Origin of the sequence: Paludibacterium paludis (assembly GCF_018802605.1) — a bacterium.
Taxonomy (GTDB): domain Bacteria; phylum Pseudomonadota; class Gammaproteobacteria; order Burkholderiales; family Chromobacteriaceae; genus Paludibacterium; species Paludibacterium paludis.
Map to the genome: position 1 here is coordinate 3,708,145 of NZ_CP069161.1, position 25,016 is coordinate 3,733,160.

Here is a 25,016-nt window from a genome sequence, read left to right on the forward strand (position 1 = left end):
TCAGCCGGTGACCAACCGGTTGCGGCCGGCATTCTTGGCAAGATAGCAGCGCTGGTCGGCCCGTTCGATCGGGTCGGCCGGCACAACATCGTCAGGACGAAGCATGGTCATCCCCACGCTCGCCGTGACGGAAAGACTCACTCCGGCCACCTCAAGCACATGAGCCTCGATCTGGCCGCGCACGGCCTCGATCAGCGCGCGCGCATCGTCAAGCCGGCAATTGAAGAGCAGTAACGCGAATTCGTCTCCTCCCAGCCGTGCAGCCACATCCGAACTGCGCAGACGGCTCTGGATGATGCCCGCCACATCCTGCAGCAACTGATCGCCGGCACCATGCCCTGCATGGTCGTTGACGGCCTTGAAGTGATCCAGGTCGATCAGCGCGATGGCATCATTGCGCCCCTTCCGATCCGGGCCGGCAAGCAAACCCGACAGCGATGCAAGATAGCCGCGGCGGTTGAGCAAGCCGGTCAACGGATCGTGATTGGCCTCCCAGCGGTGCGCTTTTTCCCGTTCCCGGCGTGCGCTGTCGTCATGAAGAACATAAACACGGTAACCATGCATACTTCCCACAGCGGCAATCACCGACAAGGTCAACACCACGGGCTGTACTCTGGCATCCTTTGTCATCATGTCCATTTCGCAAAACGGGTGCGCCACCAGCGATTCTAGGCGCTGGATCGACAAGGGGCGTCCGTTCTCCGGAGGGCTGAAGCTTGCGAAGCTGTAGAGGGGGCGGCCAAGGGTATCCTGGGCCCGCACCCCGAGCAGCGCCTCGGCCGGCTGATTCAGGTATTCGATTTCATCCAGATGACTGGTCAGAACCACCGCGTCGCCGATCGATTCCAGGATCGCCATCGCCCGTTCGCGTTCAGCCATCAGACTCTGGCGGGTCTCTTCCTGCTCCGACACATCCATGACGACACCAAGAAACCGCGGTTCCGCTTCATACGTCAGCCGACACAATCTCAATTCGACATTCAGGAAAGGGCGCTGCCCGTTGATGAGCCGGCACTCCGTCTTGACCAGGGTTTCTCCGTCCGCGAGCAGCGATCGCGCCAGCGCCCGGATGCGCTCGTGATCGAGCGGGTGCACCGCCTCGTTCCAGTGCCGGCCATGCCACTCCACTTCATTCTCATAGCCAAACAAGCGCTTGCACGCGCGATTAACATAATTCAGTTTGCCACGATCATCGACAACAAAGACTCCGAGAGGAGACGCCTCGTTCAACGCCCGGAAAAACGCTTCGCTGCGTGCCAGCTGCGCTTCCATTGTGTCCCGCTCGGACCAGGCCCGGGCAACGACATCGGCAACGGACTGCAACTCGTCGTAGTCGCTGATACCCGCCAAAACACTGTTGCCTGAAGCAGGCAAAGTCAGGATATTGGACTTGAGGCGATCCAGCGGACGCAAAATATGCTTTAAGCGCCAGGAAACCAGCAGCAGCACAACCAGCATCATCCCCAATGCAAAGGCGATATAACGTTCGGCAAGAGAATAAATCGGCTCATAGGCCTCGCCGACTGGCAGCAACCCGCCGACCACCCAATCCACCTGGCGCAGCGGGCGATAGGCCACAAGCATGCGCTCACCGGTACTGATCGTGGTTTCATCCACACCTTGCCAACCACCCAGGGCCCGATTCAGGGCAGGACTGCTGGCGGCGGACGGCAAAGGTTCGAAAACGCGGGACGTGTCGGGATGGTAAATATTCAGACGGGAACGCACGGCATTGACCGTAATATAGCCGCTATTGCCGATGGTGATCGACTCCAGATCCCGGAAGAATCCGACGGACAGCAACTCCAGACTGCCGCCAACCATTCCGACAAACTGTCCGTGCGGATCAGTGAGCGGAACGGTGAACACCACAATGCGCCGCTTCGGGTTATTGCGGGTACGCAGCGGCACGGAAATCATCGGCCGAAGGGATTTCCGGGTCTCGATAAAATAGTCGCGATCATGGATATCCAGACCACGGCGCCCGGCACTGGCCGGCTCATCGGCCAGAATGATGCCATGGCGGTCATAGACGACCAGCGCATCGAACAGGGGGGCGATGGGACGGAGAGACGTCAGGATGCCTTCCGCCATCTGCGGCAGAGCGGCATCCGTCGGATGCAGGGTACGCACCGATGAGGCCAGGAGACGCTGACGTACCGCCACCCGTTGGTCAATGTCGGCGGCGATCCGTTCGACAAGATCAGACAGGTAGCGGAAACGCTCGTTCTTGATTTCCGCCCGGGCCGCCTGGAAATTGAACCAGCCGATCAAGACAAGGCTGCCCATGCCGAGCACGACCGTCAGAAGCGCCACCCGGAACTTTAGGGTACGACCAAAGCGCGATGCCAACATTGCCCCCATACCTTTCATGGCTCGGGAGATTATCAGCCCATCGGCATAAAGGCAACGACGGCATCACACGGCAACGTCAATGAAGCCGGGCGGCCCTTTCGACCAGTTTGAGACCGGCCTGTTCCAGACAGCGTTTCAGATCGTCGAATGCCACCCTCCGGTCCGGGGCCACATCCGGCACCAGCAGCCAGGGCGCGACGGCAAGCACGGCATCCTGGCCGAGGCGCCGCAAGGCGATCTCATAGCCGGAGAGTTCCGGTTGATAGGTTACGATGGCCTCAAGATGCGAGACCGACGTCTCCTTGCCCAGCACCATGGCGACCGTCAGACCAAGCCGCTTGCGATTGGCCGCCATCACGCCGGCCGCCAATGCCTCCCACCAAGGCAATGGCGCAAAAATTTCCGCCTCGCCGTACTCCATCTCGGAGGAAATGGCCTCTTGTATACTGGGAAGAATGGCGTCGAGCGCGCGCCGGCCAAAGCGTCTGGCCGAATCGACATTCAAGGACCCCCGCTCGACAAGGAAGGGAATCCAGGCGACAACCCATTGTGGATCCGTTGTCCGGTTGGCCGCTTCGAAAGTGGCGCGTGCGTGGTCGGGATCCTCCGGCGCGAAATCGCAGCCGGCATCCATGACGGGCGCCAGATGAATCAGGTTCTGACAGCCCCGCTCGTTGAGCATGTCGACGGTGAATAGCGTGGGCGACAGCCAGAGAATCGCGTTGGGCGGCAGCTCAAGCGCATCGGCGAGCAACGGCTCCACTCGCTCCAGCATGGGGAAGTGCCACCAGACCCCACCTTTGGCCCGCGAAAAGCAGAACGGCAACGCCCACAATTCAAACGACATGATAGAGCCATCCTGACGCACTACCTCAGGGAAGGCGATAGCGTCGCGCGCCGCCTCGATAAGGCGCTCGCGAGCGGCTGGCTCGCTTTGCAATGCCAGCTGCGCTTCGGTGAAGACCGCCTGATCCCCCCCGGAAATGGTTTCCCGTACCGCCGACTCGAACGCGATACGCGCGACCGGATCCCGCAGAGTTTGACGAGTCTTGCCGACCAGGGTCTCGATGGCCTCGCTTCGCGCGGCGGGAGGGAGCGGTTCGGTCGGCCCGCTACGCATCTCCCTCTGCTTGTAGCCCAGCTCTCTTTCCTTGTAGATATCTTGCAACTGCAGGTAGTCGTCCATGGCTTCATCACAGATCGACTGCAAGGTTTCCGCGCTGGGCACGGCTCCCGTAAAAGTGAAATCGTACAAACGGAAGCCGGAATTGCACACGTAAATCGAGGTATTATTGACGTCGTCGTACAAAATAGCACTGGCGAAGTCTTCGTCATCACGGCCTTCGAATTCGGTGGTATCGTTCCCCACCAAACGACATATAAAAGCTGGTGATGCCGTATGAATGACATATTCGCACGCCTCCAGAGCGCCAGTCGCGTCCAGAGCGTCGCCGAAGATGAACCGGCCGGGAGCCCGTGCAGCCCCCATCAACCGGGAATTACGCGGATGAAACTTCATAATCGTATCTTTACCGCTGCGGAATCTTGCAAACTATTGATTTTAACGCGTTTTCCCGTAACAAAGAAACACGTCGGCCATCACTCATAAAATTCAACAACTTAAAGTGCCATTATTTATGAAAAACAAACTCCTGATCAGCGCCTGCCTGCTCGGCCATCCGGTACGCTACGACGGAGGCGCCAAGGGATTACCGGACGAAACCCTGCGCGATCTACGACAGCGATTCGGGCTGATTCCCGTTTGCCCGGAATGCGCCGGAGGACTGCCAACGCCCCGGGCACCCGCAGAAATCGAACCGGGCCGCAGCGCGAGCGATGTCCTGCGGGGACAGGGCAGCGTCATCACGGCCACCGGGGACGATGTCACGGCCGAGTTCCTGTCGGGAGCCGACAAAGTACTCGGTATCGCACAAGAAACGGGAGCCGGCTGTGCGCTTCTGAAAGCCAACAGCCCTTCTTGCGGCAAGCTGGCCGTCTATGATGGTCACTTTGCCGGAAAATTGGTCCCGGGGGAAGGCATAACGGCGCATCGTTTGCGGCAGGCCGGGATACCGGTATTCAGCGAGACGGAACTCAATTTGCTGCCTTAAAAAACCAAAAGCCCTGACCGTAGGGTCAGGGCTTGGAGGGGGGAGTCTGGCGGTGTCCTACTTTCACACGGCGAATACCGCACTATCATCGGCGCTAAGGCGTTTCACGGTCCTGTTCGGGATGGGAAGGCGTGGGACCACCTCGCTATGGCCGCCAGACATAAACTGTCAACAAATCAAGAAGCCGCCCGCGCGTCGCGGGAGTATGTATCGGGTCGATGACGCATCGCGTCGCCAGCCTGGGCTCACCCAAGCTGTTCAAATGATAGGATCAAGCCTCACGAGCCATTAGTATCGGTTAGCTTAACGCCTCACAGCGCTTCCACACCCGACCTATCAACGTCCTGGTCTCGAACGACTCTTCAGGGAGGTCAAGCCTCCAGGGAAGTCTCATCTTCAGGCGAGTTTCCCGCTTAGATGCTTTCAGCGGTTATCTCTTCCAAACTTAGCTACCCGGCAATGCCACTGGCGTGACAACCGGTACACCAGAGGTTCGTCCACTCCGGTCCTCTCGTACTAGGAGCAGCCCCCGTCAAACTTCCAACGCCCACTGCAGATAGGGACCAAACTGTCTCACGACGTTTTGAACCCAGCTCACGTACCACTTTAAATGGCGAACAGCCATACCCTTGGGACCGGCTACAGCCCCAGGATGTGATGAGCCGACATCGAGGTGCCAAACTCCGCCGTCGATGTGAACTCTTGGGCGGAATCAGCCTGTTATCCCCGGAGTACCTTTTATCCGTTGAGCGATGGCCCTTCCATTCAGAACCACCGGATCACTATGTCCTGCTTTCGCACCTGCTCGACTTGTCGGTCTCGCAGTCAAGCCACCTTTTGCCATTGCACTATCAGCACGATTTCCGACCGTACCTAGGTGACCTTCGAACTCCTCCGTTACACTTTGGGAGGAGACCGCCCCAGTCAAACTGCCTACCATGCACTGTCCCCAATCCGGATCACGGACCAAGGTTAGAACCTCAAACACACCAGGGTGGTATTTCAAGGGCGGCTCCATGCGAACTGGCGTCCACACTTCCCAGCCTCCCACCTATCCTACACAAGTCTGTTCAAAGTCCAATGCAAAGCTACAGTAAAGGTTCACGGGGTCTTTCCGTCTAGCAGCGGGGAGATTGCATCTTCACAAACATTTCAACTTCGCTGAGTCTCAGGAGGAGACAGTGTGGCCATCGTTACGCCATTCGTGCGGGTCGGAACTTACCCGACAAGGAATTTCGCTACCTTAGGACCGTTATAGTTACGGCCGCCGTTTACCGGGGCTTCGATCAAGAGCTTGCACCCCATCACTTAACCTTCCGGCACCGGGCAGGCGTCACACCGTATACGTCCACTTTCGTGTTGGCACAGTGCTGTGTTTTTGATAAACAGTCGCAGCCACCGATTCTCTGCGACCCCTTCGACCTTCGAGCGCGAGGCTCTACAATCTACCGGGGCATACCTTCTCCCGAAGTTACGGTATCAATTTGCCGAGTTCCTTCTCCTGAGTTCTCTCAAGCGCCTTGGAATTTTCATCCTGCCCACCTGTGTCGGTTTGCGGTACGGTTTTTGCAAGGCTGAAGCTTAGTGGCTTTTCCTGGAAGCGGGGTATCAGTCACTTCAGGTCCGTAGACCCTCGTTATCACCTCTCGACGTTAACAGCGCGGCGGATTTGCCTGCCACGCCCGTCTACCAGCTTGAACGACCTATTCCAACAGGCCGCTGACCTAACCTTCTCCGTCCCCACATCGCACCTTGCAAAAGTACGGGAATATTGACCCGTTTCCCATCGACTACGCATTTCTGCCTCGCCTTAGGGGCCGACTCACCCTACGCCGATGAACGTTGCGTAGGAAACCTTGGGCTTTCGGCGAGCGGGCTTTTCACCCGCTTTATCGCTACTCATGTCAGCATTCGCACTTCTGATATCTCCAGCATCCCTCTCAGGACACCTTCACAGACCTACAGAACGCTCCCCTACCACGTGACCTAAGTCACATCCGCAGCTTCGGTTATAAGCTTGAGCCCCGTTACATCTTCCGCGCAGGACGACTCGACCAGTGAGCTATTACGCTTTCTTTAAATGATGGCTGCTTCTAAGCCAACATCCTGGCTGTCTGTGCCTTCCCACCTCGTTTACCACTTAGCTTATCATTTGGGACCTTAGCTGGCGGTCTGGGTTGTTTCCCTCTTGACGATGGACGTTAGCACCCACCGTCTGTCTCCCATGCTCGCACTTTCCGGTATTCAGAGTTTGCCATGGTTTGGTAAGTCGCAATGACCCCCTAGCCATAACAGTGCTTTACCCCCGGAAGTGATACATGAGGCACTACCTAAATAGTTTTCGGGGAGAACCAGCTATCTCCGAGTTTGTTTAGCCTTTCACCCCTATCCACAGCTCATCCCCTAGTTTTGCAACACTAGTGGGTTCGGACCTCCAGTGCGTGTTACCGCACCTTCATCCTGGCCATGGATAGATCACTCGGTTTCGGGTCTACGCCCAGCAACTCAGTCGCCCTGTTCGGACTCGGTTTCCCTACGCCTCCCCTATTCGGTTAAGCTCGCTACTGAACGTAAGTCGCTGACCCATTATACAAAAGGTACGCAGTCACCCCATTTTTCAAGGGCTCCCACTGTTTGTATGCATCCGGTTTCAGGTTCTATTTCACTCCCCTCCCGGGGTTCTTTTCGCCTTTCCCTCACGGTACTGGTTCACTATCGGTCGATCACGAGTATTTAGCCTTGGAGGATGGTCCCCCCATCTTCAGACAGGATTTCGCGTGTCCCGCCCTACTTCTCGTACGCCTAGTCTCATCGCCACGTTTTCGTGTACGGGGCTATCACCCACTATGGCCGCCCTTTCCAGAGCCTTCCACTAACGCCGCGACTATCTCGTACAGGCTATTCCGCTTTCGCTCGCCACTACTGGCGGAATCTCGGTTGATTTCTTTTCCTGCGGGTACTTAGATGTTTCAGTTCTCCGCGTTCGCTTCGCCTTCCCTATATATTCAGGAAGGGATGACCCCTAAGGGCCGGGTTTCCCCATTCGGACATCGTGGGATCAATGTTCCATTGCCAACTCCCCCACGCTTTTCGCAGGCTTGCACGTCCTTCATCGCCTGTGATCGCCAAGGCATCCACCAGATGCACTTAATCGCTTGACCCTATCATCTGAACAGCCTAAACCACCCAGACTCCAGTTTCGCGACACGTCACGATCCCCTTCAAGACCGTCACGTCGATACAATCATCTACCCAAGTCGCACCCACCCGGATTCCTCCGGATCGGTGAACTTTACATATCAGCTTCTCAATTTGTTAAAGATCAACGCGTTGGCTACAACGCAAATCAAAAACGACGGATCCCTTCCCATCCTCTTTGATTTGCACTGTGGTGGAGGCAGACGGGATCGAACCGACGACCCCCTGCTTGCAAAGCAGGTGCTCTCCCAACTGAGCTATGCCCCCCTTCAGAGTCCTGGTGGGTCTGGTTGGACTCGAACCAACGACCCCCGCCTTATCAAGACGGTGCTCTAACCGGCTGAGCTACAAACCCAGTCTCTACTTGCCAACTTCCGAATAACCGATAGGTTGTGAGCGCTTGACGTCGCCATTCTCTAGAAAGGAGGTGATCCAGCCGCAGGTTCCCCTACGGCTACCTTGTTACGACTTCACCCCAGTCATGAAGCATACCGTGGTAAGCGGCCTCCTTGCGGTTAGCCTACCCACTTCTGGTATCCCCCACTCCCATGGTGTGACGGGCGGTGTGTACAAGACCCGGGAACGTATTCACCGCAGCATGCTGATCTGCGATTACTAGCGATTCCGACTTCACGCACTCGAGTTGCAGAGTGCGATCCGGACTACGATCGGCTTTATGAGATTGGCTCCACCTCGCGGCTTCGCGACCCTCTGTACCGACCATTGTATGACGTGTGAAGCCCTGCTCATAAGGGCCATGAGGACTTGACGTCATCCCCACCTTCCTCCGGTTTGTCACCGGCAGTCTCATTAGAGTGCCCAACTTAATGATGGCAACTAATGACAAGGGTTGCGCTCGTTGCGGGACTTAACCCAACATCTCACGACACGAGCTGACGACAGCCATGCAGCACCTGTGTCCAGGCTCCCTTTCGGGCACCGCCGCCTCTCAGCAGCGTTCCTGGCATGTCAAGAGCAGGTAAGGTTCTTCGCGTTGCATCGAATTAATCCACATCATCCACCGCTTGTGCGGGTCCCCGTCAATTCCTTTGAGTTTTAACCTTGCGGCCGTACTCCCCAGGCGGTCAATTTCACGCGTTAGCTACGCTACCAAGGATTCAAACCCCCAACAGCTAATTGACATCGTTTAGGGCGTGGACTACCAGGGTATCTAATCCTGTTTGCTCCCCACGCTTTCGTGCATGAGCGTCAGTATCATCCCAGGGGGCTGCCTTCGCCATCGGTATTCCTCCACATCTCTACGCATTTCACTGCTACACGTGGAATTCTACCCCCCTCTGACGTACTCTAGCTGAACAGTCCTCAATGCCGTTCCCAGGTTAAGCCCGGGGCTTTCACATCAAGCTTGTCCAACCGCCTGCGCACGCTTTACGCCCAGTAATTCCGATTAACGCTTGCACCCTACGTATTACCGCGGCTGCTGGCACGTAGTTAGCCGGTGCTTATTCTTCAGGTACTCTCATCCCCACCCGCTATTCACAGGCAGGATTTGCTCCCCGACAAAAGTCCTTTACAACCCGAAGGCCTTCTTCAGACACGCGGCATGGCTGGATCAGGGTTGCCCCCATTGTCCAAAATTCCCCACTGCTGCCTCCCGTAGGAGTCTGGGCCGTGTCTCAGTCCCAGTGTGGCGGATCATCCTCTCAGACCCGCTACTGATCGTCGCCTTGGTGGGCCTTTACCCCCCCAACTAGCTAATCAGACGTCGGCCGCTCGGATAACGCGAGGCCCGAAGGTCCCCCGCTTTCCTCCTCAGAGCGTATGCGGTATTAGCACAACTTTCGCTGCGTTATCCCCCATTACCCGGCACGTTCCGACGCATTACTCACCCGTTCGCCACTCGCCACCCGGAGCAAGCTCCTGTGCTGCCGTTCGACTTGCATGTGTAAAGCATGCCGCCAGCGTTCAATCTGAGCCAGGATCAAACTCTTCAGTTCAATCGCTAACTTTACTTCTGGCACGCAAGATCAAAGAAACAAAACCAGGTTCATTTCTGTCTTGCCGTGCAAGTGTCGGCTTCGCCAAACACTCACACCTATCGGTTATTCGCATTATTAAAGATCGGCGCCGCGCTCTTCGCTGCAGCAGAGGAAGCGAACTATACCCCCCCAACCCACGCCCGTCAACACTTTCACGCCCTAAAATCCAACAAAATCGCTAACCCGTTGAATTTCAACAAATCCAATTTACTCTGTTCCCGATTCGATCTTCGATGCCACTTCGCAAAAACCCTGCGGTGAGGATTTATCCGCCAGAAAAACCGGCGGATAATGGCGCTTTTTGCCGATTTGCGGAGCCACGATTGCACCTGACCTGGATATTCGACCTCGACAACACCCTGCATAATGCGAGTCATGGCGTATTTCCGCGCATCAACCAGTTGATGCTCGGCTACATCATGCGACATCTTGGCCTGGACGCCGACTCGGCCAATGCACTGCGCCAATACTATTATCAGCATTACGGCGCCACCCTCCGCGGCATGGCACTGCATCACCACGTCGACCCGGCGACCTTTCTCGAAGAAACCCATCCGCTCAGCGCACTGGAGCCGGAACTCGTCATCCAGAGCGAGTCGGCGCGCGTCCTTGCCCGATTACCCGGCCGCAAGCTGATGTTGTCCAATGGCCCTCAGGCCTATATCGAGCGTGTCGCGCAGCGCATGGGCTTCGAAAGACACTTCGAGGATATGTACGGCATTGAGCGCGTGAACTACATCACCAAGCCGGATGCCCGCGCGTTCTTGCGCGTGCTCGGCCAGGAAAAACTCGACCCCCGCCGCTGCGTCATGGTGGAGGACAGCCTGGACAACTTGCGCACCGCGCGAAAGCTCGGCATGAAAACCGTCTGGATCTCTTCCGAAACCCGGCGGCCTTCCTGTGTCGACTATCGCATCAGGGATGTGTCCGAATTGCTCCGCCTGCCCTTCCTGCCTTTGTGTCGTTCCTAGGACACAAAAAACCGGCCCGGGAAAGATCCCGCTTGATCGGCGAATAGCGGGACGCCTGAGAAGACAGGTGGCGGCACCACACCGCTCGTCCATATATAAAGACATGCCCCGGTGAACTTCGCCGGGGCATGCGGGAAACAGCGACAGGATGATTACTTGAGCTTGATCTCGGACCACACCCGGTTCAGATCACGGCGCTGTTTGGCGTTCAGATCCTGCAGTTGCTGCAGACGCGGCAAGTCCTCCTTGCCCGGGAACACAGCGGCATTCTTCACCAGATCAGGCTTGATGAACTGCATGGCCGCCTTGTTCGGATTGCCGGAGCCCATGTCATTGGAAACCCCCGCCGCATTCTTCCCGTCCATCATGAAATTGATGAATTTATAGGCAAGATCCTTCCGCGGAGCATCCTTGAGCAGAACAAAATTATCCACGGACAGGGTGTTGCCTTCCTTTTGCAAATGGAAGTTGAGGGCGAACTTGCGTCCCGCTTTCTTAGCGTCCTGTTGCGCCTGGTACATATCGTTGGAGTAACCGAAAGCCACCACGATGTTGCCGACCGTCAGTTCCTTGATATAGGACTGGTTATTGAACGCCGCCCAGAACGGCTTGGCTTTCAGGATCACGTCCCGCGCGGCTTTCCAGTCGGCGGGATTCGTGGAGTTCGCGGACTTGCCCAGATACATCAGGGCCGCGGACATCAGTTCGCGCTGAGAGTCGAGCACCGTGACCTTGCCCTTGATTTTGGCGAGCACGGCGGGATCGAAAATCAGTGCCCAGCTGTTGTTCTTGTCCAGAACCCCCAGCTCTTTCAGTCGGGTTTCGTTATACCCGAGCAGGGTGGTCGTGAACGCGTAGGGAATGGAAAAATCATTGGCCTTGTCATAGAAGCCGCCCATATACCCCGGATTCATGTTCTTGAGATTGGGCAACTGGGCCTTGTCCAGCTTCATGGCTTTGCCTTGGCCGATCAGGGTCTGTACGGCAAAGCCTGTGGGGACGACAAGATCATACCCTTTGGCGCCAGCCGCCAGCTTGGCCAGCATTTCCTCATTGTCGCCATAGAAGTCCTGGACAAGCTTGCATTTGCAGTAAGCTTCGAAACGCTTGGCGGTTTCGTCGGACAGATAGTTATTCCAGTTGTACAGATGCAGCTCGTCGCCGGCGAAGGCTTGGCCAGTCGCCATCAGGGCAAGCGCAAGAATAAGCTTCTTCATGGTAATCCTCTAATGGTATGTAGTTATGGTACGACATGAAAAAGAAGGGCGACGTTGCCGAAGCGACGCCGCCCTTCCGGACGCTAGCCCTTGGCCCGCAGCGCCGATGGCGACACGCGGGACGCGATGACGATCAGGGCAAGAGTGAGAAGCATCAGCAAGGAAGAGACCGCATTGACCTCCGGCGTCACGGCGATCTTGATCATCGAATAGATCTCCAGCGGCAGGGTGGAGGCCCCGGCGCCGGCGGTGAAAAAGGTGATCACGAAATCGTCGATGGACAGTGTGAACGCCATCAGCGCGCCGGCGATGATGCCGGGTTTGAGCAACGGCAAGGTCACGAGCCTGAAGGCCTGAAATGGTGTCGCGCCCAGATCGCGGGCGGCCTCGACCAGACTGTCATCCATACCTTGCATGCGCGCCCGCACCACGATGGCAACGAAACCGACACAGAAAGCGATATGCGACAGCAGGATCGTGAGCAGGCCAAGCTCCAGAATGCCGATCAACTGATTCACCAGCACAAAGAAAATCACCAGGCTCACCCCCATCAGCAACTCGGGAATCGCGATCGGCGTCAGCACCAGGAACGGCAAAAGGCGCAACTTGTAACGATGCAGGGCAATACCGGCCAATGTGCCAAGCAGTGTCGCCGCCACGCTAGCCAGCAGCGCGATAACCAGCGAGTTGCCGGCGGCGGTAAGCATCTTGTCGTTGGCGAATAACTGGTGATACCACTTGAACGTAAAACCTACCCATTCCGCATTGAGTTTCGAGTCGTTGAAGGAAAACACAACGACAATCACCAGCGGCAGGTACAGGAACAGATACGTCAGGCTCGCCGATGCCCACAACCAGCGCGATTGTTTCTTAGCCACGTTTCTTTCCTCCCCGGGCTACCAGCGAACCGATCACGGCAATGCCCAATACGCCGCCGGTCAACATCAGAGACAGCACCGACCCGAACGGCCAGTCGCGCGTATCGAGAATCTGCTGTTTGATCAGGTTGCCGATCATGATCGAATCGGTCCCCCCCAGAATATCGGGAATGGCGAACATGCCAAGCGCGGGGATGAACACCAGCGCGGAACCGGCGAATACGCCCGGCAAGGAGAGCGGCCAGGTAATGCGCCAGAAACGCTGCCAGGCGTTTGCCCCCAGATCCTGGGCGGCGTCCAGCAACGACATGTCATGCTTTTCAAGGTTGGCGTAAAGCGGCAAAACCATGAACGGCAGATGCACATACACGAGGCCCACGATCACGGCGAACGGCGTAAACAGCAGCCGGACCGGAGCGATACCAAACACTCCCAGCACCATGTTCACGGCATGACTGAATGCCGACTGGGGCCCGAGAATGATCATCCAGGCATAAATGCGAATCAGAAAATTCGACCAGAACGGCAGAATCACCATCAACAGCAGCAGATCGCGATAACGCTTGCCGCTGCGCGCGATGAGCCACGCCAGCGGGTATCCCATCAGGATGCAGACTGCCGTGGTCAACAGCGCATAGCCCGCCGACTTGATGAAAAGCTCGATGTAAAGCGGCTCTTCGACCAGACGATGGAAGTTTTCCAGGGTCAGGTTGAGGATGCGCTTGCCATCCTCCTCCAGGAAGATCGGCGCCAGGCCGCCGTAATCGCCCGGATAGCGGAACGCGGCGAACGCCATGATCAGCGTCGGGACCAAAAAGAAAACCAGAAGATAGATCAGCGGAGGCCAGGACAGCACCCACTTGCCGATACGGTCACGCAGCATCATGCCTTTACTCCGTCAGGAAGCTGCCTGCGTCATAGCGCCAGGCGATCTCGACCACGTCATTGTCGTCAAAGAACTTGGCGACCCCCGGAATGCTGTTGGGCAGCATGGTTTCGACCATGACTCCCTCGGCGACTTCGACCACGTAGATGGTGACGTCGCCCAGATAGAGGCAGTCGTGCACCTTGCCCTTGAAATGGGCCTCTTCCGGCAAAGCGGTCAGTTCCTTGTCGAGGCGGACTTTTTCCGGGCGTAGCGCAAGCCAGCCCTGCTGTCCTTCGCGAGCGCCGGGCGTGCTCTGGCAACGCACTTCGCCGCAGCCCTTTATTTCGACCGTCATGATATCGCCGGACACGCCTGTCACCGTACCCTCGAGCACGTTGCACTGTCCGATGAAATCCGCCACGAAACGGTTTTTCGGGAATCCGTAGATCTTTTCCGGGATATCAAGCTGCTCGACCTGCCCCTGGCTCATCACCGCGATGCGGTGCGACAGCGCCAGCGCCTCGCCCTGATCGTGGGTCACGTAAACGAAGGTGATGCCCACTTCCTTTTGCAGATTGATCAGTTCGATCTGCATTTCCTCGCGCAGTTTCGCGTCGAGCGCGGAGAGCGGTTCGTCAAGCAACAGCAGACGCGGGCGATCGACCAGCGCGCGGGCGATGGCCACACGCTGCCGCTGGCCGCCGGACAGTTCATGGGGAAAGCGATCGCCGAAGGCCGTCAGGCGGACATCTTCCAGCAATTCCTCCACCTGGCTGCCGATACGCGCCTTGTCCCAGCCGGCCATTTTCAGCGGAAACGCGATATTGTCGCGGACCGTCATGTGCGGGAACAGCGCATAGCTCTGGAACACGGTATGGACCGGGCGCTTCTCGGGGGGAACGCGCGACATGTCCTGGCCGTCGAGCAGAATCTGGCCTTCATCGGGCTGCTCGAAACCGGCGAGCATCCTCAGAAGAGTCGTCTTTCCACACCCGGAAGGCCCCAGTAATGTGAAAAATTCGCCAGCTTCCACGTTCAGGCTGACGTTGTTGACGGCGGTATAGTCGCCGAACCGTTTAACAACATTCTTGATTTCAAGAAGAGACATTGCGTTCTTCCCCGCCCAGTAAAAAGGGCGCCATTGTAACAAAAATCAAACGATGGGAAACCCCAAAATCCCTAGTCAATTCAAGGACTCAGGCGATCCGCCCCTCCCATCGCCCCCATTTTCCCCTCCGGGCCGATAAGTCGCTATTTTCGTTGAAGAAACCTATTGCCCCTTCAGAAATCCCGTCGTGCAACAAATGTATTTTTTTCTGAAAAAAACGATGCTTTTTGGCAACACTTGACGTTTTTACTGTTTATTTGTGCGTCGTATCACACGTTCCCCAGTGCCCTTGATAGAAAAACGCACGAAAACGCGGTATCCACGCATCGATATCATGGCCATTCTTCTGTAGCCAGTTTCTGTCGTAATAACTGTTCAGGTAGCGGTTTCCATCATCGCACAGCAACGTGACAACCGACCCTTCCTTGCCCTCTTTCGCCATTCTGGCGATGACCTGGCATACCCCGGCAAAGTTGGTCCCGGTCGAGCCACCGCACTTGCGGCCGAGCACCTCTTCCAGAAAATGAATGGCCGCGTAGCTGGCCGTATTGGGCACACGCACAACATCATCGATCACGGAAGGAATGAAGGATGGCTCCACCCGCGGGCGGCCGATACCTTCCACGCCCGACCCGCCTTCACAACGGCAGTCGGTGGCTCCGGCATGAAAGCAGTCGTAAAACACCGAATTTTCCGGATCCACAACACAAATCCGGGTGCCCAGCCGCTGATAACGCACATAACGCCCAAACGTGGCCGACGTCCCCCCCGTCCCGGCGCCACAGACGATCCAGTCGGGTACCGGATGCGGCTCCAGAGCCATCTGCCGGAAAATGGTATCGGCGATATTGTTGTTTCCACGCCAATCGGTGGCCCGTTCGGCATAGGTGAACTGATCCATGTAGTGCCCGCCCAGTTCGAGCGCAAGACGCCTTGATTCCTCATAGATAAGGGCCGGATCGTCGACCAGATGACAACGGCCACCGTAAAATTCGATAGCCCGGATTTTCTCCCCGGAGGTGCCGCGCGGCATGACCGCGATGAACGGCAAGCCGAGCAGACGGGCGAAATAGGCTTCGGATACGGCGGTACTGCCGCTGGAGGCTTCGATAATGGCGCAGCCTTCGCGAATCCAGCCGTTGCACAGGGCGTACAGAAACAGGGAGCGCGCCAGACGATGCTTGAGACTGCCGGTCGGATGCGTCGACTCATCCTTGAAATACAGCTGGATGGCGGGAAATGCCGGAAGCGGCAAAGGGATCAGGTGTGTGTCGCTGGAGCGGTTAAAATCGGCTTCGATCTTGCGGATAGCGTCTGATACCCAATGATTCATAGCACCTCCTGATTCCATTGGGATCCATTGTACCCGTCCCAATAAAAAACGCACCCCGCGCGGGGTGCGTTCTTTCTATCGTTCCGGACAACAGGAATCAGAACTTGGTGCCGAAACCGATACCGTAGATCCACGGGTTGATCTTCAGCTCGCCCAGCTTGGTGCCATTGAGCTTAACGTCGGTCTTGATGTCGACTTTCTTAACATCGACGTTGATGTACCAGCTCTTGTTGATCGCATAGTCGAAGCCGACTTGCAGCGCCGGACCATAGCTGTTGTTCTTCAGATCCAGCTTCTGATCGCCGACCTTCAGGTCATTGCTGTAGAAACGGGTATAGTTGATACCTGCGCCCACATACGGACGGAAGTCACCTTGCGGATTGAAGTGGTACTGCAGGGTCAGCGTCGGGGGCAGAACGGAAACTTTGCCCAGCGAGGTGCGGCCGCTGTTTACCGTGACTTCATGGCGGGAGGTGCCCAGAATCAGCTCGGCGCCGATGTTGTTGGTGATCATGTAGGTGAAGTCGACTTCGGGAACCGTCGCATCCTTCACATCGGTCTTCAGTGTCGACAGCGCGCCGTCTTTGGACACGTCCGGGTTGACGTTGATCACGCGGAAACGCGCCAGGATATCGCCCTGGTCAGCGAAAGCACCAGCGGACAGCAGACCGGCCATAACAGCGAAAACAAGCTTTTTCATGTAAGGTTCTCCAGCGTTTGAATTTGAGCTAGTCGCCGCCCGTTGAGCCATCATTGACTTTCTCTCGGACCGGCAGTAGCGTGCGACATCAGTTGCCAAGGTTAGTGATAGCCTGACATAAAAACTTTGCGCCAGATCATGTATAAGTCATGAAATACTCCGATTTACGCGACTTTGTCGCTCGCCTGGAACAATCGGGCGAACTCAAACGGATCACCCATCCGGTATCCGTTCACCTGGAAATGACCGAAGTCGGAGACCGCGTGCTGCGGGCCGAAGGACCGGCCCTGCTGTTCGAGGCTCCTCACCGCGATGGCGAACGCTTCGACTACCCTGTCCTGACCAATTTGTTCGGCACTCCGCGGCGGGTCGCCATGGGAATGGGCGCCGACTCCCCCGCCGCCCTGAGGGAAATCGGCCGGCTTCTGGCCTATCTGAAAGAACCCGAGCCCCCGCGCGGCTGGAAAGACGCCTGGGACAAACTGCCCCTGCTCAAGCAGGTGCTGTCCATGGCGCCGAAGATCGTGTCGCGCCCCCCCTGCCAGGAAATCGTGCTGGAAGGGAACGACGTCGATCTGGCGCGCTTGCCCATCCAGCACTGCTGGCCGGGCGATGTCGCTCCGCTGATCACCTGGGGGCTCACCGTTACGCGAGGTCCGCACAAAAAGCGCCAGAATCTTGGCATCTACCGCCAGCAGGTTATCGGCCGCAACCGTGTCATCATGCGCTGGCTCGCGCATCGCGGCGGAGCGCTCGACTACCGGGAATTCCGCCAGCAGAATCCCGCCACGCCGTATCCGGTGGCCGTGGTGCTCGGTTGTGATCCGGCCACCATCCTGGGCGCGGTCACGCCGGTGCCCGACACGCTGTCGGAATACCAGTTCGCCGGATTGCTGCGCGGCGGCCGCACGGAGCTGGCCCGCTGCATCGGATCGGATCTGCAGGTGCCGGCGCGTGCGGAAATCGTGCTTGAGGGCCACATTCATCCGGACGACATGGCGCTAGAAGGCCCCTATGGAGACCATACCGGCTACTACAACGAGCAGGATCGCTTCCCGGTTCTGACCATAGACCGCATCACCCAGCGGGAAAACCCCATTTATCATAGTACCTACACGGGCAAACCTCCCGATGAGCCAGCGATTCTCGGCGTCGCGCTCAACGAGGTATTCGTTCCGATCCTGCAAAAGCAGTTCCCGGAAATCACCGATTTTTATCTGCCGCCGGAGGGCTGCAGCTACCGCATGGCGGTGGTCTCCATCCGCAAGCAATACCCTGGGCACGCACGACGCGTGATGATGGGATGCTGGAGTTTTCTGCGCCAATTCATGTATACCAAATTCATCGTGGTGGTCGACGATGACATCGATGCCCGGAACTGGAAAGAAGTGATCTGGGCCATCACAACCCGCATGGATCCGGTGCGCGACACCGTACTGATCGACAATACTCCCATCGACTATCTGGATTTCGCCAGTCCTGTCTCAGGCCTTGGCGGCAAGATGGGGCTGGATGCGACCAACAAGCTGCCGGGCGAGACATCGCGCGAGTGGGGCACCCCCATCGTCATGGACGATGCGGTGCGCCGCAATGTGGACGCGATGTGGAAAGAGCTTGGCCTGTAATGCGGGCGGCAATCGGGCCGACCTGCTATCATCACCGGTTTTTGGTACTGGAGCCGACATGACTCAACGCAACAATCCCAATTCCGCTCAGCGCCTCAAGCGTCTGAACACCCGCCAGCGCAAGAAAATGCGTGTCGGTGAATTCTGCGAGCTGGGCTTTCACGTGATCGCCACGTTCAAGGAAGGACTGGGCGCCGACGTGCAGGACGCGCTGCTGGACGGCTGGCTGACCGCGGTGGATGCCGCCGATGTCAGCTTCGGCGGCCACTTCGATGGCGCAAGCCGGCTCGAAGGCGTGGTTTTTCCGGTGGGAGGCGTCAAAATCACCGACGACCTGCGTGCCTCGCTGGTAAACTGGCTTGATGCGCGCGCCGAGATCGACAGCGTCGAAGCCGGCGAATTGATCGACCTGTGGCACACGGCCTGACACGGACCGACCGCCTCATGACTGAGCCAACGGGAGCCTCGCTCCCGTTTTTCATGGATACCGACCGATGAAGCGAGAACGCGAGGGAACACACTGTTTTCGGGAGGCGAACCGGCTGTTCGGCGAAGGCCGCTACGATCTGGCCCTCGACCAGTACTTTCGCGCGCTCGAATGCCTGCCGGACTCGCCCGAAGTGCGCAACAATCTTGCCGTCCTGCTGCGCCAGCTCGGTGAGCGGACGCTGGCGGAGCAATGCTTGCATGAAGCCCTGGCCCTGAATCCCGGTTATGTCGATGCGCTCGGCAATCTTGGCAACCTCTACCGGGAGGCCGAAGACACCGGCCGCGCGGAGCAGTGTTTCAAGGCCGCCCTGGCCCTGAGCCCCGACAATCCTGTTCTGTGGAACAATCTGGGACTCGTCCACAAGATGGCCAACCGTTTCGAAGCCGCCATCGATTGCCTTCGCCACGCCCAGGCCCTTCCCGGCTGCCCGCCGGAAGCCGCATTCACGCTGGCCGTTGCCCTGTTGCAAACCGGCTCTCGCCGCGAAGGATGGGAACGTTACCAGGATCGCTGGCAACTGCCGGGACTGGCGGCAAGACGCCGGCCTTTTGACGCGGTCGCGCCCGAATGGCGCGGCGAACCGCTTGACGGCAAGACGTTGCACCTATGGTCGGAGCAAGGCCTCGGCGACACCATCCAGATGGCGCGCTTTTTGCCGGCGCTTGCCCAATGCCACCCTGATGCCGTACTGCAGTTGTCCGTTCCCGCCCCGCTCTCGCGGCTTCTCGCGCAACTTGACGTGGACATCGTCGACGCGGATACGCCCCCGGCTCCGGGCAGCGCGGATTTTCACCTGCCCATCATGACGATTCCCTGGCTGTGGATCAGCCAGAACCGCGCGCCGGTGCCATCCGGCCCCTATCTTCGCGCCCTGCCGGAATGGGAGAACGGCCTTGTCCGGTTGCCGGAACGCCGCGCCGGACGATTACGTGTCGGCATCGTCTGGACGTCCGGCAACGCCGGCGTGCCGCTTCTGCCAGACAGGGAGCAGGAATCGCGCAGCCTGGACGCCGCCGCGCTGACTCAGCTTCTCTCGTTCGATGGCGTCGATTGGGTCTCATTGCAATACCAAGGCCAAAGCGTGCTGCGGGAACAAGGTCTCGAGATTGCCGACCCGACGGAATTCATCGGCGATCTTGCCGATAGCGCTGCCATCATCCGCCAGCTCGATCTGGTCGTCAGCGTTGACACCGTCGTCGCCCATCTGTCCGCCGCGATGGGCATCAGAACATTCACGCTGATGCGCTTTGCCGGCGGCAACCTGTTTCCGGCCGACGGAGAAACCTTCTCCTGGTATCCGGCGATGACAGTGATCCGGCAGCCGGTTTCCGCTGACTGGCAAAGTGTCATAGCTGAGGTTCATCGCCGCCTTCATGAGGCAAGTCAGAATGCAATATCCGGGAATTGACCTATAATGGCCGATTCATTAGTGAACCGATGACCGATGCCTTATTTGCGACTGATGTTCCGGGGTTTTCTGTGCGCCGTTTTCCTGCTGGCAGTCGGCATGGGGACGGTGGCCTGGGGCATCGTCGACTACGGTTCCACCGATGACGGGGAAATGGCCGATGCGGCCCTGGTACTGGGCGCCGCGGCATGGGGCGACAAACCTTCGCCGGTGTTCCGCGAACGTATCCGTCACGCGGTGGAGCTCTATCGCTCCGGGAGAGTCCGCTGGATTGTGTTCACTGGGGGGACGCCCGTGCCGGGCTACCCGTCGGAGGCCGAGGTGGGACGCAGCTACGCACTCAAGGCCGGTGTTCCGATGACCGCGATGCTGGCGGAAACCGAGTCCCGCACCACCTGGGGCAATCTGGAAAACGCCCGCAAGCTCGCCGAACCTTTCGGCATCCATCGTTATCTGCTGGTCAGCGACCCCTGGCACATGCGCCGCGCGGTACTGATGGCACGGGATCTCGGCCTGAACGCCCACCCCTCCCCCACCGACTCCACACGATTTCGCACCTTTGGCGCGAAATGCTCATTCCTGCTGCGCGAAACCTGGCTCTACACCGGCTACCGGATTTTCCGGACGCTATCCTGACCCGATAAGGCCACGCTCCCGGCCTTCGCGCCCCAGCGCCACCCAGCCGTCAAGGCAGGCCGAGCGGCTGCGCATGTTCCAGTCGCAGGCGATACGGGTGTAATCATCAAAGGGCGCGATCCCGCGCACCGTTTCCAGCACTTGGCCGCACAGAATGAACTGGGCATCGTTGCTGTCATGCAACAATGCCAGCGTATCGGCGCGCAAACGCCGGCCAAGCCGCTCGACCTTGTCCGGCAAGGCGGCCGGCCCGGCCAGCACCCGGCCGGCGTAGAAGCATTGCGAGCGCCAATAGGCCTGCAGGCTGCGCATCATGGCAAAGCTGGCCATGACCGGCAGCGAACCGCAGGCAACCCAGGCACGGACATATGACATGGAAGCCTCCTATTGTGCAGCGCACAATGAAGACTATAGGCCGCTAACCAACCCGCCGGCAAGCCCGCGCCGTACGATCCAGTCGCACGTCGACTTCTCGCCCTTGAATTCATGCACGACCTGCTGCATCAGCGCGAACGCCTGTTCGGCATCGAGTTTTCCGCAGGCCTCGCGCAATTGCGCCATGAATCCGGTCAGCTCCGCCTCGTCGAGGTGGTACTCCGTCGCCCGCATGATCCGCTCGTGCTCCGTCGGCAAAACACTATCGCCGATCAGCAACTCTTCGTAGAGTTTTTCTCCGGGACGCAGACCCGAGTAACGGATCTCGATATCGCCATGAGGCGACGACTCGTCGCGCACCTCAAGCCCGGACAGATGAATCATCCGCCGGGCAAGATCGGCAATACGAACGGGTTTACCCATATCCAGCACGAACACATCGCCGCCTTCCCCCATGGCCCCGGCCTGAATCACCAGTTGGGCGGCCTCGGGAATGGTCATGAAATAGCGGGTAATATCCGGGTGCGTCACCGTCACCGGCCCGCCCTGCTGGATCTGCCGCTTAAAAAGCGGCACGACCGAACCGGAGGATCCCAGCACATTACCGAAACGCACCATCACAAAACGCGTGCCGCTGCCGCGGGCATGGCGCATCTGCAAACACAACTCCGCAAGACGCTTGGTCGCGCCCATCACATTGGTCGGACGCACCGCCTTGTCGGTGGAGATCAGCACAAAGGTGGCCACACCGGCCGCCTCCGCGGCCCGGGCCGTCGTATCGGTACCGATCGCGTTGTTGAGGATACCGGCAACCGGGTTATGTTCGACCATGGGCACGTGTTTGTAGGCCGCCGCATGGTAAACCGTTTCGACACCGAATGCCGTCATGGCCTGAAGCACCCGGTCGTAATCCGTCACGGAGCCAAGCAAGGCAACCCGTTCGACATCGGGACAGGTTTCCGCCAGTTCGCGGTCGATCGCATAGAGCGCGTATTCGGACAACTCGAACAACACCAGCAGACGCGGCCGGCAACGCGCGATCTGGCGTACCAGCTCCGATCCGATCGATCCGCCCGCGCCGGTCACCATCACAACCCTGTCCTCGATATTGGCGGACATCAGCGCCGGGCGTGGCGGAACAGGATCTCGCCCCAAGAGATCTTCGATGTCCACTTCCTTGAGTTCCTCGACGCGCACCTCGCCCGACACCAGATCGGCCATGCCGGGCAGACGTTTGATCGGGATGCGCAGCGGTTCGAGGCTCTCGAGAATTTCCTGCTGGCGCGCCCGGCTCACCGACGGCAGCGCCACGAGAATGGCCTTGGCGGAGGTTTCCTTGACCAACACCGCCAGTTCATTGGGAGCGTGCACCGCCAGACCGCGGAAGGTTTTGCGCCACAGCGACGGATTGTCGTCGACAAACGCCATCGGGCGGTACTCGCGGCCGGCCTGCAAGGCCAGCATCAACTGGATGCCGGCGCGCCCCGCCCCGTAGATGAGCACCGGCTCGCGCGGGGCATCCACAGCGTCGATGCGCCGGATGAACCCGCGCAACACGAAACGGCTGCCGCCGATATACGCCATGGCGAATACCCAGAAAATCACGATCGATGAGCGCGGGAACGGATCGCTGCGGCTCATGGTGATGACCGCGGTCAGGATCAGTACCGCCAGGGTCACGCCATAGAACACGGTGTAGACGATCTTGTCGTCCACGTACTTGATGACCGCCCGGTACAGACCCAATTTGATGAAGATCGGAATCACCCACAGCGGAATCGCCGCGAAAATCCACAGGTGCGGATTGAGGCGCGGATCCCAGGCTCCGCCCAGACGCAGCACCACGGCGCTCCACAGCGCCAGCGGCAACAGCAGCGCGTCGAGCAACATCAGCAAGACCATCTTGTGATGGCGGGAAAACGAAAGGAGAGTCTCGAACATGGTCAGCGCACCACGATGCGGGCAAAGGTGGCAAAAATGATCCGGATGTCTTCCGGCAGGGTGTGTCCCTGCGCGTAGCGGACATAATAGTCCAGCTTTTCCGGGAGGATTTCCTCGATATAGGCGCGCTCGGGGTCGGCGGCGCGTCCGAGGATCTCGTTCTCATCGATCATGCGGATCGAGGCCCAGTCGGTGATGCCCGGGCGCACCGACAACACCAGATCGCGCACCGAGTCGGGATAATGGGCGACATAGCGCGGCACTTCCGGCCGGGGGCCGACGAGGCTCATGTCCCCAAACAGCACATCGAGCAATTGCGGCAACTCGTCAAGTTTGGACTTGCGCAGGAAACGGCCGGCGCCGGTCACGCGCTGATCCGTGCCAACGGTCAGTTGCCCCTGACTTTCCGCCATCAGCTGCATGGTGCGGAATTTGTGGATGCGAAATAGCGTCCCATGGCGGCCGACCCGGACCTGACGGAAGAACACCGGGCCGGGCGAGTCAAGACGGATCCACAGCGCGATCGCGATGAGCAGGGGGGACAGCGCCAGCAAGCCCGCCGCCGAAGCGGCAAGGTCAAAGAGGCGCTTGGCGAGCGCGGAACCGGTCCGCGCCTTTGTCACGGCAACCGACTTCATGCCCCGAGAATCTCCCGGACGGCGGCGATCACGCGGGTCTGGTCCTGGTCGGTCATGCGGGTATAGAGCGGCAAGGTCACTTCCGCCTCGAACGCGGCCTGGGCGTTCGGGAACCGCGCGGGAGTCAGCTGGTATCCGTCGCGCCATACCGGGTGCAAATGCAGTGGAATGAAGTGAACCGAGCAGCCGATACCTTTTTCGGACATGGCGATGATGAAGTCGTCGCGCTTGATACCGGCTTCCGCGGTCAAACGAACCGGATACAGGTGCCAGGAATGCAGGTCGCCGGCATGAACGGGCCGCGGAGGCAGAATCAGCGGCAGATCGCTCAGTTCCCGGTCATAGCGGTCGGCCATCGCCTGACGCTTTTCATGAAAACCACCCAGGCGGCGTAATTGGTGAATGCCGATGGCCGCGCCGATATCGGGCATGTTGTACTTGAAGCCGGGTTCGATGACTTCGTAGAACCAGGCCGGGGTCTTGGACACATAGCGGTCGAAAGCGTCGCGGCTGATGCCGTGCAGGCGCATGATCTTGCAGCGCTTGATGATCTCCGGATGCGCCGACACGACCATCCCCCCCTCCCCGGTGGTCATCGTCTTGTTGGCGTAGAAACTGAATACCGTCACGTCGCTGGCGAGGGTGCCGATACGCCGGCCCTTGTAGGTGGTCGGCAGCGAGTGCGCCGCATCCTCGACGACCTTGAGGCCGTGCTCGCGCGCGATGGCGAGGATCTCGTCCATCTCGCACGCCAGCCCGGCGAAATGCACCGGCACGATCGCGCGGGTTTTCTCGGTGATGGCGGCACGGATCGCCGCGGGGTCGATGTTGAACGTGGCCGGATCGATATCGACGATCACCGGATGCGCGCCAAGGTAGCGCACGACTTCGGCCGTGGCGGTAAAGGTGTAGGACGGCACGATGACCTCGTCGCCCTCCCGCACACCGACCGCCTCGAGCGCGAGGTGCAGACCGGCGGTCGCCGAGTTGACGGCGATCGCCTCCACGCCGTCGCCCAGGTAAGCGGCGAAGTCCGCTTCGAACTGGCGGGTTTTCGGGCCGGTGGTCACCCAGCCCGAGCGCAATGCGCTGACGACTTCATTGATTTCCTCTTCTCCAATATTGGGAAGGGCGAACGGCAGAAATTCTTGGCTCATAATCTTT

At 58.8% G+C, this 25,016-nt stretch carries 18 protein-coding genes, 2 tRNA genes and 3 rRNA genes; 6 read left to right on the plus strand and 17 right to left on the minus strand.

Features of this window, described 5'->3' with window-relative positions; translation table 11 throughout:
• Both JNO50_RS17195 and JNO50_RS17200 read right to left on the minus strand, forming a co-directional pair.
• Positions 1-2,355 carry a diguanylate cyclase gene (locus tag JNO50_RS17195; protein WP_189531727.1) on the minus strand — a complete coding sequence of 785 codons (2,355 nt, stop codon included), beginning with the start codon at positions 2,353-2,355 and terminating at the stop codon, positions 1-3.
• A gap of 76 nt (positions 2,356-2,431) precedes the next feature.
• Entirely contained in the window at positions 2,432-3,874 is a 1,443-nt protein-coding gene (locus tag JNO50_RS17200; RefSeq protein ID WP_189531729.1) for a hypothetical protein, read from the minus strand.
• Positions 3,875-3,992: 118 nt separating this feature from the next.
• On the opposite strand from JNO50_RS17200, the gene JNO50_RS17205 reads away from it, so the two are divergent.
• A complete protein-coding gene (locus JNO50_RS17205; protein ID WP_189531731.1) occupies positions 3,993-4,466 on the plus strand; it encodes a 2-thiouracil desulfurase family protein in 474 nt (157 codons plus the stop codon).
• A 44-nt stretch (positions 4,467-4,510) separates the two neighbouring features.
• Here JNO50_RS17205 and rrf read toward each other — a convergent pair.
• The 5 genes from rrf to JNO50_RS17230 form a co-directional block, all read right to left on the minus strand.
• A 5S ribosomal RNA gene (rrf, locus tag JNO50_RS17210) occupies positions 4,511-4,625 on the minus strand.
• Positions 4,626-4,733: 108 nt separating this feature from the next.
• A 23S ribosomal RNA gene (locus JNO50_RS17215) occupies positions 4,734-7,627 on the minus strand.
• 228 nt (positions 7,628-7,855) lie between these two features.
• Positions 7,856-7,931, minus strand: a tRNA-Ala gene (locus tag JNO50_RS17220).
• Positions 7,932-7,942: 11 nt separating this feature from the next.
• Positions 7,943-8,019, minus strand: a tRNA-Ile gene (locus JNO50_RS17225).
• Between the two features lie 65 nt (positions 8,020-8,084).
• Positions 8,085-9,622: ribosomal RNA gene (locus tag JNO50_RS17230) — 16S ribosomal RNA — on the minus strand.
• Together the 16S, 23S and 5S rRNA genes with 2 tRNA genes alongside form the textbook arrangement of a ribosomal RNA operon.
• Positions 9,623-9,987: 365 nt before the next feature.
• On the opposite strand from JNO50_RS17230, the gene JNO50_RS17235 reads away from it, so the two are divergent.
• Positions 9,988-10,635 (plus strand): pyrimidine 5'-nucleotidase, encoded by a 648-nt coding sequence (locus JNO50_RS17235; RefSeq protein ID WP_229804700.1) that lies wholly within the window; start codon positions 9,988-9,990, stop codon positions 10,633-10,635.
• 152 nt (positions 10,636-10,787) lie between these two features.
• Here the strand turns inward: JNO50_RS17235 and JNO50_RS17240 are convergent, their stop codons facing one another.
• The 6 genes from JNO50_RS17240 to JNO50_RS17265 all read right to left on the minus strand — a co-directional run bounded on the left by JNO50_RS17240 (position 10,788) and on the right by JNO50_RS17265 (position 16,739).
• Complete coding sequence (locus JNO50_RS17240) at positions 10,788-11,852, minus strand: ABC transporter substrate-binding protein (RefSeq protein WP_189534376.1); 1,065 nt, start codon at positions 11,850-11,852, stop codon at positions 10,788-10,790.
• 83 nt (positions 11,853-11,935) lie between these two features.
• A complete protein-coding gene (locus tag JNO50_RS17245) occupies positions 11,936-12,730 on the minus strand; it encodes an ABC transporter permease (RefSeq protein WP_189534374.1) in 795 nt (264 codons plus the stop codon).
• Positions 12,723-13,616: an ABC transporter permease gene (locus JNO50_RS17250; RefSeq protein WP_229804697.1), complete on the minus strand. Its 894-nt coding sequence runs from the start codon at positions 13,614-13,616 to the stop codon at positions 12,723-12,725. Before JNO50_RS17250 ends, JNO50_RS17245 begins: the two co-directional genes overlap by 8 nt.
• Before the next feature lie 4 nt (positions 13,617-13,620).
• Positions 13,621-14,706: an ABC transporter ATP-binding protein gene (locus JNO50_RS17255; RefSeq protein WP_189534371.1), complete on the minus strand. Its 1,086-nt coding sequence runs from the start codon at positions 14,704-14,706 to the stop codon at positions 13,621-13,623.
• 253 nt (positions 14,707-14,959) lie between these two features.
• The gene (locus tag JNO50_RS17260; RefSeq protein ID WP_189534370.1) at positions 14,960-16,039 is read right to left on the minus strand and encodes a PLP-dependent cysteine synthase family protein; all 1,080 of its coding nucleotides are present in this window, start codon (positions 16,037-16,039) and stop codon (positions 14,960-14,962) included.
• A gap of 97 nt (positions 16,040-16,136) precedes the next feature.
• Entirely contained in the window at positions 16,137-16,739 is a 603-nt protein-coding gene (locus JNO50_RS17265) for an OmpW/AlkL family protein (protein ID WP_189534368.1), read from the minus strand.
• Between the two features lie 149 nt (positions 16,740-16,888).
• On the opposite strand from JNO50_RS17265, the gene ubiD reads away from it, so the two are divergent.
• From ubiD to JNO50_RS17285, 4 genes are all read left to right on the plus strand, one after another.
• Complete coding sequence (gene ubiD / locus JNO50_RS17270; protein WP_189534366.1) at positions 16,889-18,364, plus strand: 4-hydroxy-3-polyprenylbenzoate decarboxylase; 1,476 nt, start codon at positions 16,889-16,891, stop codon at positions 18,362-18,364.
• 58 nt (positions 18,365-18,422) lie between these two features.
• Positions 18,423-18,791: a YggL family protein gene (locus tag JNO50_RS17275; RefSeq protein WP_189534364.1), complete on the plus strand. Its 369-nt coding sequence runs from the start codon at positions 18,423-18,425 to the stop codon at positions 18,789-18,791.
• A 67-nt stretch (positions 18,792-18,858) separates the two neighbouring features.
• Positions 18,859-20,262, plus strand: a complete 1,404-nt coding sequence (locus JNO50_RS17280) for a tetratricopeptide repeat protein (RefSeq protein ID WP_189534362.1) — start codon at positions 18,859-18,861, stop codon at positions 20,260-20,262.
• A 36-nt stretch (positions 20,263-20,298) separates the two neighbouring features.
• Complete coding sequence (locus JNO50_RS17285; protein WP_189534360.1) at positions 20,299-20,898, plus strand: YdcF family protein; 600 nt, start codon at positions 20,299-20,301, stop codon at positions 20,896-20,898.
• On the opposite strand, the gene JNO50_RS17290 is transcribed toward JNO50_RS17285, so the two are convergent.
• Genes JNO50_RS17290 through JNO50_RS17305 form a run of 4 tightly spaced genes read right to left on the minus strand, consistent with a single transcriptional unit; the run spans position 20,890 to position 25,009 of the window.
• The gene (locus JNO50_RS17290) at positions 20,890-21,273 is read right to left on the minus strand and encodes a hypothetical protein (protein ID WP_189534358.1); all 384 of its coding nucleotides are present in this window, start codon (positions 21,271-21,273) and stop codon (positions 20,890-20,892) included. The genes JNO50_RS17285 and JNO50_RS17290 overlap by 9 nt on opposite strands.
• A 33-nt stretch (positions 21,274-21,306) precedes the next feature.
• The gene (locus tag JNO50_RS17295) at positions 21,307-23,214 is read right to left on the minus strand and encodes a polysaccharide biosynthesis protein (RefSeq protein WP_189534356.1); all 1,908 of its coding nucleotides are present in this window, start codon (positions 23,212-23,214) and stop codon (positions 21,307-21,309) included.
• Between the two features lie 2 nt (positions 23,215-23,216).
• Positions 23,217-23,852 carry a sugar transferase gene (locus JNO50_RS17300; protein WP_189534354.1) on the minus strand — a complete coding sequence of 212 codons (636 nt, stop codon included), beginning with the start codon at positions 23,850-23,852 and terminating at the stop codon, positions 23,217-23,219.
• A complete protein-coding gene (locus tag JNO50_RS17305) occupies positions 23,849-25,009 on the minus strand; it encodes a DegT/DnrJ/EryC1/StrS family aminotransferase (protein ID WP_189534352.1) in 1,161 nt (386 codons plus the stop codon). The genes JNO50_RS17300 and JNO50_RS17305 overlap by 4 nt, the downstream gene beginning before the upstream one ends.
• Between the last annotated feature and the right edge of the window lie 7 nt (positions 25,010-25,016).

What these genes read in the sequence shown, in the direction of transcription:
- JNO50_RS17195 (WP_189531727.1), bottom strand. Translation starts at nt 2,355, where the DNA reads ATGTTGGCATCGCGCTTTGGTCGTACCCTAAAGTTCCGGGTGGCGCTT.
- JNO50_RS17200 (WP_189531729.1), bottom strand. Translation starts at nt 3,874, where the DNA reads ATGAAGTTTCATCCGCGTAATTCCCGGTTGATGGGGGCTGCACGGGCT.
- JNO50_RS17205 (WP_189531731.1), top strand. Translation starts at nt 3,993, where the DNA reads ATGAAAAACAAACTCCTGATCAGCGCCTGCCTGCTCGGCCATCCGGTA.
- JNO50_RS17240 (WP_189534376.1), bottom strand. Translation starts at nt 11,852, where the DNA reads ATGAAGAAGCTTATTCTTGCGCTTGCCCTGATGGCGACTGGCCAAGCC.
- JNO50_RS17250 (WP_229804697.1), bottom strand. Translation starts at nt 13,616, where the DNA reads ATGATGCTGCGTGACCGTATCGGCAAGTGGGTGCTGTCCTGGCCTCCG.
- JNO50_RS17255 (WP_189534371.1), bottom strand. Translation starts at nt 14,706, where the DNA reads ATGTCTCTTCTTGAAATCAAGAATGTTGTTAAACGGTTCGGCGACTAT.
- JNO50_RS17260 (WP_189534370.1), bottom strand. Translation starts at nt 16,039, where the DNA reads ATGAATCATTGGGTATCAGACGCTATCCGCAAGATCGAAGCCGATTTT.
- JNO50_RS17265 (WP_189534368.1), bottom strand. Translation starts at nt 16,739, where the DNA reads ATGAAAAAGCTTGTTTTCGCTGTTATGGCCGGTCTGCTGTCCGCTGGT.
- ubiD (WP_189534366.1), top strand. Translation starts at nt 16,889, where the DNA reads ATGAAATACTCCGATTTACGCGACTTTGTCGCTCGCCTGGAACAATCG.
- JNO50_RS17275 (WP_189534364.1), top strand. Translation starts at nt 18,423, where the DNA reads ATGACTCAACGCAACAATCCCAATTCCGCTCAGCGCCTCAAGCGTCTG.
- JNO50_RS17280 (WP_189534362.1), top strand. Translation starts at nt 18,859, where the DNA reads ATGAAGCGAGAACGCGAGGGAACACACTGTTTTCGGGAGGCGAACCGG.
- JNO50_RS17285 (WP_189534360.1), top strand. Translation starts at nt 20,299, where the DNA reads ATGCCTTATTTGCGACTGATGTTCCGGGGTTTTCTGTGCGCCGTTTTC.
- JNO50_RS17290 (WP_189534358.1), bottom strand. Translation starts at nt 21,273, where the DNA reads ATGTCATATGTCCGTGCCTGGGTTGCCTGCGGTTCGCTGCCGGTCATG.
- JNO50_RS17295 (WP_189534356.1), bottom strand. Translation starts at nt 23,214, where the DNA reads ATGTTCGAGACTCTCCTTTCGTTTTCCCGCCATCACAAGATGGTCTTG.
- JNO50_RS17300 (WP_189534354.1), bottom strand. Translation starts at nt 23,852, where the DNA reads ATGAAGTCGGTTGCCGTGACAAAGGCGCGGACCGGTTCCGCGCTCGCC.
- JNO50_RS17305 (WP_189534352.1), bottom strand. Translation starts at nt 25,009, where the DNA reads ATGAGCCAAGAATTTCTGCCGTTCGCCCTTCCCAATATTGGAGAAGAG.